Source organism: Achromobacter sp. Root83, from assembly GCF_001428845.1.
In the GTDB taxonomy this organism is placed as follows: Bacteria; Pseudomonadota; Gammaproteobacteria; order Burkholderiales; family Burkholderiaceae_B; genus Achromobacter.
Window position 1 is genome coordinate 1 of sequence record NZ_LMIU01000027.1, and the last position, 12,863, is coordinate 12,863.

At 64.5% G+C, this 12,863-nt stretch carries 6 protein-coding genes and 1 pseudogene; all 7 read right to left on the reverse strand.

The genetic code is table 11. The features are described 5' to 3' along the window. On the reverse strand, positions 1–1,071 hold a 1,071-nt coding region (locus ASE30_RS29705), incomplete at its 3' end, for a DUF2345 domain-containing protein (protein ID WP_369819386.1). 65 nt (positions 1,072–1,136) lie between these two features. After that, positions 1,137–2,410: pseudogene (tssI, locus tag ASE30_RS26390) on the reverse strand (type VI secretion system tip protein TssI/VgrG); the annotation flags it as partial. Between the two features lie 134 nt (positions 2,411–2,544). Next, on the reverse strand, positions 2,545–6,264 hold the full coding sequence (tssM, locus tag ASE30_RS26395) for a type VI secretion system membrane subunit TssM (RefSeq protein WP_057287248.1): 3,720 nt from the start codon (positions 6,262–6,264) through the stop codon (positions 2,545–2,547). A 25-nt stretch (positions 6,265–6,289) separates the two neighbouring features. After that, the gene (tssA, locus tag ASE30_RS26400) at positions 6,290–7,732 is read right to left on the reverse strand and encodes a type VI secretion system protein TssA (protein ID WP_200964488.1); all 1,443 of its coding nucleotides are present in this window, start codon (positions 7,730–7,732) and stop codon (positions 6,290–6,292) included. Next, complete coding sequence (gene vasI, locus ASE30_RS26405; RefSeq protein WP_082601753.1) at positions 7,729–8,415, reverse strand: type VI secretion system-associated protein VasI; 687 nt, start codon at positions 8,413–8,415, stop codon at positions 7,729–7,731. Before vasI ends, tssA begins: the two co-directional genes overlap by 4 nt. After that, entirely contained in the window at positions 8,412–9,983 is a 1,572-nt protein-coding gene (locus ASE30_RS26410) for a sigma 54-interacting transcriptional regulator (RefSeq protein ID WP_057287250.1), read from the reverse strand. Before ASE30_RS26410 ends, vasI begins: the two co-directional genes overlap by 4 nt. 4 nt (positions 9,984–9,987) lie before the next feature. Continuing rightward, entirely contained in the window at positions 9,988–12,561 is a 2,574-nt protein-coding gene (gene tssH / locus ASE30_RS26415) for a type VI secretion system ATPase TssH (protein WP_057287251.1), read from the reverse strand. Positions 12,562–12,863 lie beyond the last annotated feature (302 nt).

Genomic DNA, 12,863 nt, shown 5'->3' on the forward strand with positions numbered 1-12,863 from the left:
CGGAAACGCGCCCGCCTGACTCTTGGGCCCGGTGTAGTTCACGTCGGCCGAATGCACCTTGTAAGGACCGCTGGTCGCATGCGTGATGCCGCCCGCGTTGTAGGTGGTGCCGCTGCCTCCGGCGTTGATCACGAGTTCTTCCTTCGCGCTGATCGTGATCCGGGTGGCGCTGACCGTCACGTTCAGCTTGGCCAGCACGTTGATGCTGTCCTTGAGTGCCTTGATGTCGATATCCCCGCCTGCCGCAATCAAGCGGTATCCCATGCTCTGYACAAAGAAACGCATGCCTCGGCTGGCGCTGGCCAACAGGCGCTTGCCGGCGGAAACACTGGTGTGGSCGGTGCTGGAAAGCGCRACGTGYTCCCCGCTTGCGATATGGGTGGATCCCGGCGTGCTGGCGGCGATTCCGACGGGRCTGGCCAGCACCAGATGTGGTGCGCYGAGTTCCGGGTATTGATTGGACTGCGGGTTGGCGGCCCCTTGGCCTTGGATATCCTGGTGCTGCGTCTGCAAGGACCGCGCGACCTCGTCCTGATCTCCCGCCTCTTGCGCCAACAGTTCGCGCGCCATGCTGGCAAAGGTGTCCTGCTGCTCGCGCGCCACGGACAGGCGCTCTGCCGTCTCAGGCAGATCCTTGTGATGTTCGCTGGCGTTGGCGCGCATCTCGGTGGTGAGCAGCATKCCGCCACCGGCGCGCAACACCCCATGCGCGTCCGTTCTCAGTTCGAAGCCCTCACCGCGCGGCACGCCGCCCGAGGGTCTCGRATGCGTGAGATAGCCGATATTCAACGCCGTGGCCGCGTGGTCGCTCATCAGCGCCGCGCTGATCTGGCCGGAGGTGTCGTCCAGCCGCAGCTCGTTGGCGCGGCTGCCCTTRTGCTCCTTGGTCTTGACGGTGTTGAGGATGTTGTGCTTGGGCAGTGCATACGGCGGCAGGTTCGTCGCCCGGTACGTTCTTCCGGAAATGATCGGCTGGTCGCAATCGCCGTCCAGGAAATTGACGATCACTTCCTGCCCGATGCGCGGGATCGCCATRTGGCCCCAGGCCGCGCCCGCCCAGTTCTGCGACACGCGGATCCAGCACGAGCTGTGTTCGTCGTGCTTGCCCAGGCGGTCCCACGGAAACTGGACCTTTNTGGCCCCAGGCCGCGCCCGCCCAGTTCTGCGACACGCGGATCCAGCACGAGCTGTGTTCGTCGTGCTTGCCCAGGCGGTCCCACGGAAACTGGACCTTTACGCGCCCGTACTCGTCGCAATAGATCTCTTCATTGGCCGGGCCCACGACTGAAGCGATCTGCGGGCCGTCGATGCGCGGCTTGGCGGCGGGTTCCGGCTTCCAGTCCATGTGGTCGGGCACGATGTCGGCGGTGTAGCGGTATTGCGTGCCCTGCGAGGCATCGGCCGCTTCCTCTTGCTGGCTCGTGTGCTGCACGCCGTGGTGCCGCATGCGCACAGGGCGCCAGCCGTGGTTCCAGTCCTCGCGGGGATGGCCCGTCAGGTCGAAGGCCACGCCGGGAACGAGGCGCGCGTCGTCGCCTTCCACTCGCGCCATGCGGGCGTCGCGGCGCAGTCCCAGCAAACGGCTCTGCGTGAACGGCTTGCCCGCTTCGTCGACCTTGTAACGTCCGGGGTAGTCATAGCGCTCGTAGCGCTCACCCTGATGATCCAGGTCCGTCGCGACCGGTGAATGCTCCTGGTCGTATTGTGGGTGTGTATAGGTGTAGTCGCGCTGCGTCTGGCGCGCCGTGCGCACCTGTTCGGCGTAGGTGAACCGGCGCAGCGCGGGCGCCGGCTGGTCGCCGCCGGGCGACGGGTTGTATTCCACGGGCCCGCCTTCGATCKSSCCRTGSACATAGATCCGGTCGCCGTGGATCAGCCGATGGCCYTTGTCMGTGTGCGCAWAGCGGTRGAAGAACCCCTCTTCGGCCGCCAGGCGGGCCAGAAACGCCAGATCGGTTTCTCCAGCCTGCACGCAATACTCGCGCGGCAGGTGCGGGTTGGTCGTGACCTGTTCGTAGTCCGTGATGCCGTGCGACTTGATGATCTGCTCGAGGATCTCGGGCACGGACTGCTGCTGGAAGATGCGCCAGTCCGAGCACAACTCAGCGCGCGCCAACGCGGGTTCCACCACGGCCTGGTAGCGCGTTCTTCTGAAGCCGGTGTCGCCCTGCTCGAAGCTGGAAACCACGCCATGGACATGTCGCACAGGCATATCCCCGCGCCAGATCGTGAACAACGCCGGTTGATCCAGCATCGCGCCAAAATCCACCGCCGGATCGAAGCTCGATAACTCCACGCGCAGAAGGAAGGTCTCGGACAAAGCTTCATCGAGCGTGAATTCGAGCACCTCGAAGTCCACTCCTGTGGCGGACGGGGAAAAGGTAAACCGCACATCGGATAAACGGGGCATAACGGCATCCTGAGCAAGCTGAACGCCTTAGGGGCGTTCAGCGCGTATATGAACAAGAAACGGTCCAGACCTGACGCAACTCACCGATCACAAGTCCCGGCTTGAATTGCGTAAACGACTCAAGCCGTTTCAACTCAACGTCCTGACACCGGCTTGCCCTTGGCCACCTTGGCAGGCGGCGGGACCGGCGGGACGGCCCCGGGTTTGGCTGGAGGGTCCATGAGCAACGTGCGCGGCAGCGCAAAGCCGTCAAATATGGCTTGCGTGAACGGGTTGTTGGATTTTTCAGCCACGATCCGGTAGCGCATCGCGCCGTCGTTGGCGGCAAAGCTGAGATCCACCGCATTGGTCGTGGCGCTGTCGAGCCGCGCCTGGCTAAGCAGGCGGAACATGGACCACGAACCCCGGTAAACCAGGCTGCTGCTGGTTCCGCTGCCGTTGACCAGCGTGATGCGGCTCTCTGTGTTGGCGGCCAGGCTGTTGGGCCAGATCAGCCCCACACTGTTGGACGCGCCATGGCTATAAGAGATCAGTTGCCCCTCGACGCTCAATACGCTGCTGCGCCGTGTCGGCGTCAGGCCCAGGGGCTCGACGCTGAATTGAACGCCCAGCGCTCCCCGGCTGTTGAAGAACGCGTCCCGGATCCGGTCCGCCGCTTCAAGCTGCTTCAGGACGTCCATGCGCACCAGATAGCCGCCGCGCCGCTGGGAATACAAGGCCTCCAGGTTGTCCTCCAGGAACAGCTTCAGGTATTGCTCCTTGAACTGCGCCAACCGGCCTTGCGGCCCGAACATGACGGTGAAGTCCTCCAGAGACGCGTCGACCCGCCCCGCCGGATTGAACGGGTAGCGATTGGCAAGCCGTTCGTCGTAGTAGCGGTAGACCTCGGTGTTCCAGCGGCGCTCCAGTTCCTTCAGCGCTTCAATCAGCAACACCTGGGACGATTCGTCAGCAAGCTTCTTGACCTGCGTGTTCAGCGGCTCGGGCATGCCGGCGGCCATGCGCTGCAGGTTGCCGATAGGATCCGTTCCCTTCAGCGCAAAGCGGTCCAGCACGATGGTCAAGGCGGCCTTGCCGGGCTCAGGGCTGTCCTGGACGCTCTTCACGGTGTCGTAGACCCGCGCGATGGCGGCCATGCTTTCGTCCAGATACGAGGGTTTGTTGTCCGCGCCGACCAACACGCCCGTGAGCGGCGCGAACGGCCGGGAGATGGCGGCGATCTGCTGGGCCTTGGCGGCGGTGGCCGGCGTCACCGGCGCGGGCTCTGTCTTGGTCCCCGCGACGGCGGCCTCGGCCGGCTGCAACGTGGTGTTGTCGCGCACCGTCTCCACCAGCCGGCGCAAGGGCGCTGCCGGACTGGTCACGCTGCCCAGCACGCTGACTGCCTGGGAAATGTCCTCGAAATCGACCACCTCCAGTCGATTCAGGCCGCGTTGCCACGTGTCGATGTAGTCACGGCTGTAGATGGCGCGAACCCGCTCGGCCAGGGCCTGCTTGTCGGCCTCGGAATAATCGATGCGCTGGCGTTCTCCCAGCGTCCATTGGTCGATCATGGCCAGATCGGTGAAGTCGTTGCTGCGCGGATCGAAGTAGCCGCGAAAGCCCTTGGCCGTCAGCAGGGCTTCGATGCGGGTGTCCTGCTTGTCCGTGGCGTTCCGAAGCCCTGCCGCGGCGCCGTACACGATATCGAAGGCCGGACCGACCTCATTGCGCAGGTCCAGCGGCGCCTGCAGCGCCCGTTCGGCCTGCTCGCGCATGCTCATGTACACCCGCTGCGGCATCGGCACCTGCCGCAGCCGCTGCTGGACTTCCGCCACGCGTTCGCGATATTGCGGAAGGTCGGTCGCGGCGTATTGCATGGCATACGCAAGATGGCGCATCAGGCCATTCTGCACGGCGCCATCGCCCGGGTACGCACTCTGCCACTGCTTGCTCATCCAGTCTTGCACGATGGGCGCGCGACGGTTCTCACGGTCTTCGATCATTCGATAGACGCGCAGGGCGGCAAGCTGCTGGTCGCTATCCGCAGGCGCCGCGTTCACGGCATTCATCACGCCGCCGGCCAGCTCCGGAAGAAACCGCTTGGACAAGAGCTGCAGGTAGGCCTCGTCGACTTTCGGACCGATCTTCCGTCCTTGGTAGAGGCCCAGGTCCGAAACCACGGGCCAGGCATCCCGGTAGTCGCCGAAGACGGCGACCGCGCTGCGGATCTGGTCCAGAGGCTCCAGCAGATTGCGGCCGGTCGGGTCGGCGCGGCCATCGATCCGGTTGGCGCTGAATTCCCGGCTCTTCTCCAACACCTGGTTGACCAGGTCGCGATTGATGCCGTAATAGTGATACCAGCCGCCAGCCAGCACCAGGCAGCCCAGCGCCGCCACGCCGAAACCAACTCGGAGCACGCGCCGCTTGTCGGCGAGGATCTTGAGATTGTCGCCGGCAAGGCCGGCTTCGGGATAAATGATCCGCTGGAATACGCGCTGAGCGAAGTAGACCATGGAGCGCCCGCTGGGCTTCACGTCCGCCACCGGCTCGCTCAAGCCATACGAATGCGACGCGGCATTGATAAAGGCGTTGCACAGCAAGCCTTGCTGATACACGGAAGAAAAATACACGCCACGCGGCAGCGCGGGCGTGGTGTAGCGGTCGCTGCCCAGGACATCGGCCAGAAAGCTCAGCAAGACGGGGCGCATGCCAGCCAACTGCCTCACCAGTGAAAACAGCGCCTCGCGCGTCTCCACCACGTTGGTGTCGCTCAACGCGTCGAACACCCGCTCGTTCAGACGCGTGATGAAGCCGTCATAGCGCCCCGCCAGCTCGTCCAGCCAGGCGTCATAGTTGTTCACGGAGTCCAGCGTGAACGTGAACCCGAAGATGTCTTCGCGCACGGAACGCGGCAGGCGGGCAAAGAAGGGTTCGAAGCCAGTCAACAGATCGAACTTGCTGAGCACCACGTAGAGCGGCGGACGCGTGCCAAGCTGCCGCCCGAGTTCGCTCAGGCGGGTACGCAGCAGAATGGCAAGCGCCTTGCGGTCGCTGGCCTTCTGATTCAGCAGGGTGACCATGTCAACCATCAGCACGACGCCGTTGAGCGGGCGGCGGCTACGGCTGCGGCCCAGCCAGTCGACCAGGCTTTCCCACAGGCGGCCATGGGTGCCGGGCGGCAGGTCGCGGCGCGGCGCGGCGGGGCCGGCCGCGCGCGCCCCCGCGTTCGCAGGCGCGTCCGGCCCCGTCGCTTCAACGGGTTCAGGCACCGACTCGATCTGGCTGATCAATTCGCCCGGAGGGTCGATCAGCACGGCTTCGTCGCCCATCCACCAATCGATGGTGTACGCAAGATCGGGGTCGCCGAATACGCGCCGGCTGGCCGCCTTCAGTTCTCCCGTCAGCGAGAAATTCTGATTCGAACGGTTGATGAAGCTGGTCTTGCCCGAATTCTCCTGGCCCAGGACCAGATACCAGGGAAGCTCGTAAAGACCGTTCCGGCCCTTCAGGTTGCCGCGCAAGGCGCTCAGGCTCAGGTCCAGCGCCCGCTCCTGCGCCTGCACGAATCGCAGGGCGGGGTCCTCCTGCAGCCTTGCCGTCTGTTCACGGTCGGCCTCCAGGTTGCGGTTACGGCGACGCAGCGTGAGTGCCCAGACCAGCATGGGAACCATCAGCAGGACCAGCGTCGACAGCACGCGCGCCGACAGTTCGGCAAGCGGCTGCCGTTCGCGCCAGGTCCAGTGCGGGCCGAGCCACCAGATCCCAATAAGAAGAAACAATATGCCCAGCAGCAACAGCACTGGCATTGCGCTCTTGAACTGGCGCAGCACGGGCAGCCCAAAGCGCTTCATGAAAGCCCAGATCTTCAACATCGTGATTCCCTCTTCAACTCTAGCTTTAGCGTTCTTCTTCCGCGGCGCGGGGCGCAGGCGCGTATTTGCTCAACGGGCCATACAACTCCGGTTCCCATTGACTGGCGGGCGTGGTCCGCATCGCTCTGCCGACGGACGCATACAGGTCGTCGGCCAGCCACGACAGCCCGCGCGCGGCGAGCATGTCGGCGGCGATCACCGTGGCATAGCCGCGCTGCCGGGGCGGCGCCGCGCCGCCTTGGCTATCCTGCAGCCGCCGCAGCACGACCTCCACGCCCTCCGTTTCCAGTTGCTCCACCAATTCCTTGCGCAGGGCAGCGAACTCCTGGGTAGCGTGCTGTTCCCCGCTGCGCGAATCCGCGCCACTCAGCCAACCCATGGTTTCGCTGTCGACGAACGGCCGGCCGTCGTTGAACTGCAGTTCCACCAGGACGGGAATCCGCCGCACGAAGCGTTCGGTGGCCTGCCGTATGGCGACCGCCACTTCCTTCATTTCGAGGCGCGCGGCGATGCTGGCGGCCAGAAAGCTGCCGCGTATCCAATAGGGCGATGCGACAACGCTCTTTTCCACGCGCTGGAGCAAGGCGGGGTTGATCGTGTTGGCCGACAGCGCCTCGCGGTAGCCCTCCACGATGTCGGCGGGCACCGCCATCAGCTCGGTGCGATGTTCCTTGCGGGCCGGCGGGGCCGCGTGCAGATGGCCCCATAACGCAAAGCGGCGCAGTTGGTAGCCGGTGGGGTCGTAGGCATCCTGCTGATTGATGAACTCCGCGACGCTCAGCAAAGAACGCCGGCTTTCGCGCTCGTCGCCCAGTTTCAAGGTGTCGCCCGGGACGCTGAAGAACGCTTCGCTGATCGCCTGACCGCCCTGCTGCCCCGGATTGGGTGCGGCAGCCGCCGGTTCCGGGTAGCGGGCTTGTTCGACGCGGCGAGAGAACTGCGCCTCCAGCCGGTTCAGCATGGCGACGTCCAGCCTTGCCGCGGCCGCGTTGGCCTGGAGCGTGTCCAGCGCCAGGCGCGCGGCCTCCTGGTGTTCCTTGGCATCGCCGTCCGCGCTCAGGTCGGCCAGCCCCTCGTAGAGACGGTCGACCTGCAGGGCAACGAGCTTGCGTTTTCCCAGGTAGCCGGTCGGACCCGGCTTGGGATAGCCGGTCTCCCAGTACGCCTGCACCATGCATGCCAGCACACCGGCGGCTTCGCCCCACGTGCGCCAGGACTTGACGCGCAGGCGGGCTGCGATCAAATGTCCGGCGACGCGGAAGTGCTTGCATTGGCTACCCAGATACTGGCGCGCCGCCTCGTCGACGTAGGCCCAATCCATGCGAGGCTCTTGCAGGCCGCCCAACTTGACCATTTCGTGGTCGATGCCCTGAAAGGTCTCGTCCTCTTCATCGAAATAGCCCGCCGGGTCGATTGCATCCAGCGGCGCCAGCAGCCTTTCCAGTTCGAGCGGTGGATAGTCGATCACCAGTGACACGCCTCACGTTGTTGCGCCACAAGTCCATGCAGGTCTTCCGCGCTGAACATCAGCCCGTTGACCGGCGCGTAGTCGCTTTCCACCCGCAGGCGCCCGCCCGACGAAAACTGCCGCAGTATGTCGATGGCGACCAGCCCCCGGCCGGCGTCGACCACATTGCCCTCGTCCACCACCTGCCACGTACTGGCGGGCGCCAGCGCTCTGTGATCGATGTACAAGCGGATGCGCATCTGATTCCGGTCCGCGGAGCGATGCAGCAGCAATTGCAGGCGGGAGATATTCGAAACGCAGCTGATCGCGAGGTAGTTCGGCCGGGCCGCGCCGTCCAGCGCCGGCGCCGAGATCACGACCTGCGTCTGTCCCGGTTGCCGGTCGGCAGACCGGGAGATCAGGAACGCAACGTTTCTCTCCTGGCGCCCCACTTCATTGAGCCGGACCAGTTCGGTCACGCCCGGCGCGGTTCCCGCGGCAGCCGCCTGTGCGGGCAGGCCGGCGGCCGGCGCGGTCAACGTGGGCGAAGGCGGCGTGCCGGCGGCCGCGTCAAAGCAGCCCAGACGCTCCAAGTCGGAGACGATCGCCGTGCAATCGCCGCCGCTGGCGTGGCCGGAGGCGTGCCCGGTGTGACAGGTGAAGGCGGCCAGCAACAGCGGCAGCAGTGTGCAAAATGATTTCATTGAAAGGAGTCCTCGCGGTCCAGATTCCAGGTCTGGCATCGGCGCGCCAGCGTGCGCTTCGGAATGCCGAGACTTTGCGCAGCACGGCTGCGCGACCCGTCCAGCGCTTTCAGACGCGCCGTGATCAGCAGACGCTCGAACAGGTCGAGCGCTTGAGGCAGGTTGTCCGTTTGAAGCAGGCCATGCAGATGCGGATCAAGGCTGCCCGGCGCGCCGGCGGCCATCGTGTCTTCCGGCAATTCCCGCAGGGCTTGCGCGCCGATGCACCTGCCCCGCGCGGTCCTTTCGGCCGCGACCAGCAACAGGCTGCGCAGTTCCCGCACGTTTCCGGGCAGGGGATGGCGTTCCAGCATCGCCAGGGCATCGGGGTCTATGCCTGCCACATGGGTCTGGCGCTCCCGGTTGTGCTGCAGGATGACGTGCGCCGCGAGCACGGGAATATCGTCGGTCCGCTCCCGTAGCGCGGGCAACTGCAAGGTCTGCTGCCGTATCCGGAAATACAGGTCTTCCCTGAAGCAGCCTTCGCGTATCAATTGCGGCAGCGGCCGATGGGTTGCGCAGATCAAACGAAAGTCCGATGCCAGTTCGCGCGAGGCGCCCAGCGGGCGGTATTTCTTTTCGTTGAGCAGCCGCAACAAGGTAGCTTGCAGCGCAAGCGGCATGTCGCCGATCTCATCCAGGAACAGGGTGCCGCCATCGGCCTCGGCAACCAGGCCGGTGCGCGCCTGGGTTGCCCCGGTGTAGGCGCCGCGGACATTGCCGAACAGCTCCGCCTCGATCAGATCCTTGGGAATGGCCGCGCAGTTCACGGGAACAAACTTGCCGCCGCGCGGCGAGGCCTGATGGATCAGCCAGGCGGCGTGGTCCTTCCCGGTCCCCGTCTCGCCGGTGAGCAGCACCGCCAGCGAGGAGTCCGCGATGCGAAGCATGTCTTCCCGAATGCGCCCTGCCGCCTCGCTGACCCCAATGAATTCGGCCGCCAGCAAACGAGCCGCGCGCACGCTCCTGCGTTCTTCCTGCGGTTGACGGACGCTGCGCTGATACCGCGCGCTTTCCGTCGCGCTCATCTGCTCGTGCAATCGCGCGGACAGGCACTCGTGGATCTGGACGAGCATCTTCCATAGGGGATCGTCCAGCCAGCCACGCAAGGGCTGCGCGTCGCCCGCCAACACCAGCACGGAAAGCGCCTGCTGGCGGTTGTCCCGCTGCGGCACGGCCACCAGCGCATTCCGCGGCCCGAGGCATTCGGCCAGGCGTTCGAATCCCGCGCCCACGCCAACCACCCCGGACAGGCGTTCGATGTAGCAGGACTTCCCTCCGGTCAGGCTGTAGACCAGGGGATCGTCGAGCGCGTCCATGCTGATCGCCGGCAACCGGTCCACCGGGAGCGGCACGCTGGCCAAAGGCAACAGCTTGTCGCCCGCGGCATCACGTCCATACAGACAAGCGTGGTGCAGGCCGGGATAGCGCGTTGCCGCCATGAGAAACGCGGCAGCCAGCGCGCCGGGGCCCGGGGCCAGCGCCAGATCTCGCGCAATGCCTGCCACTTCAAGCGCGTTCACCGGCATCGCCCTATTCCAGCGCGGCGGCGAACGCGCCGTCGCGCCACTGCAGACGCGCGGCGCCAAAGGGCGTGCCGCTGGCCAGACGTTGAAGGACCGCCAGGGACAAGGGCGGCAGCAGCTCTCCATCGATGCTCGCATCCAGCAGACGCGCGCCGTTCTCGTGGCGGCTGCAACGGCCGCGCAGTTCGTCGCGCGCATCGGCGTCCACGTGCAGCACCGCGCCATAACGCGAACCGAATTGGTGCTGCAGACGCTGCAGCCGGCCATCGATGATCTCACCCAGTACAGCCTCGTCCAGATAGCGGTACGGGATCAATTGCATGCGCGCCAGCAGCGCGGGCTTGAAGAACTCCATGAGCCGCTGGCGCAGCGCCGCTTCGGACAAGTCCGTCAAGGCGCCGTCCTGCCGGTCGAAACCCAGGTTCGAGGTCAGGAAGAACAGGATGTTCTTGCAATCGATCTGGCGTCCCTCGCCATCGGCGAGTTCGCCCTTGTCGAAGGCCTGATAGAAGATATTCAACACTTGCGGGTGGGCCTTTTCCACCTCATCGAGCAGCACCACGGAATAAGGCTGTTTTCGGATCGCTTCGGTCAGTACGCCGCCTTCTCCATAACCGACATAACCGGGCGGCGCACCCAGCAGACGGGACACGGTGTGCTTTTCCTGGAACTCCGACATATTGATGGTCGTCAGGAAATTCTTGCCGCCGAACATGGCGTCGGCCAGCGCCAGCGCAGTCTCGGTCTTGCCCACGCCGCTAGGGCCGACAAGCAGAAATGCGCCAAGCGGCGTGCCTGGCCGGCGCAGATCGGCCATGGCGGTGAGCAGGTGCTTGTGCACGCGTTCGATCGCCACGCTCTGCCCCTTGACCCGTTCCTGCAACAGAGCCGGCAATTGAGCCAAGCGCTCCATCTGGTTGCGGTTGATGGTGGTGGCCGGAATGCCGGTCCAATCCGCGATCACCTGGGCGATCTGTTCATGGCCGACATCGGCGTGCAACAAGGCGCCACCGCGTTGAAGTTCGGTCAATTGCGCGACCTTCGCGGCCAGCGCGTCGTCGCGGCCCACGTCATCGTCCTCGCCCTGCTGCCCCCGTAGCGCCAGGATCTCATCGATCAGGCTCTTCTGCTGGGTCCAGGCCTGCCGCAGATGGTCGATCTGCCGCAGCACGTCCTGGCCCGCGATTTCCAGGGTTGCCAGGCGGCCCGGATTGGCTTTTCTGCCTGCCCGGGCATCGCGCCGCAGCAACGCGATTTCCGCATCGATCTGAATCCGTTCCTGCTCCAGGGCGCCCACGCGTCTGGGCGGCGCCGCCAGGGCGGTCGCGACACGCGCGCAGGCCGTGTCCAGCACGTCGATCGCCTTGTCCGGCAATTGGCGCCCGGACAGGTAGCGCGCGGAAAGCGCCGCCGCCGCCTGTAGCGCGTCGTCTCCGATATAAACGCGATGCGCCTGTTCATAGATCTGGCGCAGCCCGCGCAGGATATGAACGGCCTGTTCCTGGCTGGGCTCATCCAGCTTGACCAGTTGGAAACGCCGCGCAAGCGCCGGGTCCTTTTCAAAGTACTTTTTGTACTCGGACCACGTGGTGGCGGCTATGGTGCGCAATTCGCCGCGCGCCAGGGCGGGTTTGAGCAGATTGGCCGCGTCGCTGCCGCCGGCCGCATTGCCGGCGCCGATCAGCGTATGGGCCTCGTCAATGAACAGGATGATCGGTTGCGCGGACGCCTTGACCTCGTCGATGACCGATTTCAGACGCTTTTCGAATTCGCCTTTGACCGAGGCGCCAGCTTGCAGCGCGCCCAGGTCCAGTCCCCACAAGGCCACCTGTAGCAAAGGCTCGGGAACACGTTCCTGCACGATGCGCAGCGCCAGGCCTTCGACCACGGCGCTTTTACCCACGCCGGCGTCGCCCACCACGATGGGGTTGTTTTTTCTGCGGCGCGACAGGATGTCGATCATCAAGTCGATTTCCGCATCCCGGCAGAGCACCGGGTCTATGCGGCCCGCGCGAGCCTGCGCGGTGAAGTCATGGCCATACTTGGCCAACGCCGTCTCGCCGCCGGAAGGCTGCAAGCCGGGCGTGGGCTCGGATGACCCAGGCGCTTCCGACGAATCCGACAGCAAGGCCGCGAAGTTCTTGCGCAGCGCTTCGCGGTTGATGCCGTCGAACAGCGTTACCGCGGCCAGCGGCAGATAGCGGGCCGGATTGAGCAGCGCCGCCAGAAGCAGGCAGCCGCCCCGCAGATTCTGAAAGCCCATTTCAAGCGATCCGAGCAACCAGGCCTCTTGCAGGAGTTCGATCAGCAACGGGGAAAACGTGGGGTACTGCCCAGGGTTCTCCTCCTGGAACGGCGCCTCGCTGGACAAGGCCTGGCGCACTGCATCGACATCCAGCCCTGCCTGTTTGATAAGCAGCCGGGCGTCGCTGAGCGGCTGGTCCAGCAATTTGAAAATCACCAGCGCCACGGTTACTTCGGAACCGCGTTGGCTTATGCAGAGGCTAGCGGCTTCCTCCAACGCCTGACGGCAGATGGGGTTCAAGCGTTGAATAACCGCCGGCAAATCAATTCTGATCATTGATTTCACTCGTCCAATGATGTGGGGAACATTTGATTATTGGTCGCACTGACAGCCCACCAAGAGAACACTTTTCTTTTCACTGGAACATAAGACCAGTTTGAAAATAAGTGAGGAGGATAGGCGATTATTTTGAAAATAAACAAGCCTTAATTTTTCGAATTTTTCTTATTTACCGTATATGACCGTAGACCGTAGGATCGCCCCGATTCAGCCTATCTGTGGAGAATCAACTTCAGTATTTCCAAATATTCCCACAGCGATTAACGGTATTCTTTTTTTCAATAGAAAGAACCCAATGG

Bases quoted from the DNA above. Each gene is read 5' to 3' on its own strand.
- ASE30_RS26410 (WP_057287250.1), bottom strand. From the start codon at position 9,983: ATGCCGGTGAACGCGCTTGAAGTGGCAGGCATTGCGCGAGATCTGGCG.
- vasI (WP_082601753.1), bottom strand. From the start codon at position 8,415: ATGAAATCATTTTGCACACTGCTGCCGCTGTTGCTGGCCGCCTTCACC.
- tssM (WP_057287248.1), bottom strand. From the start codon at position 6,264: ATGTTGAAGATCTGGGCTTTCATGAAGCGCTTTGGGCTGCCCGTGCTG.
- tssH (WP_057287251.1), bottom strand. From the start codon at position 12,561: ATGATCAGAATTGATTTGCCGGCGGTTATTCAACGCTTGAACCCCATC.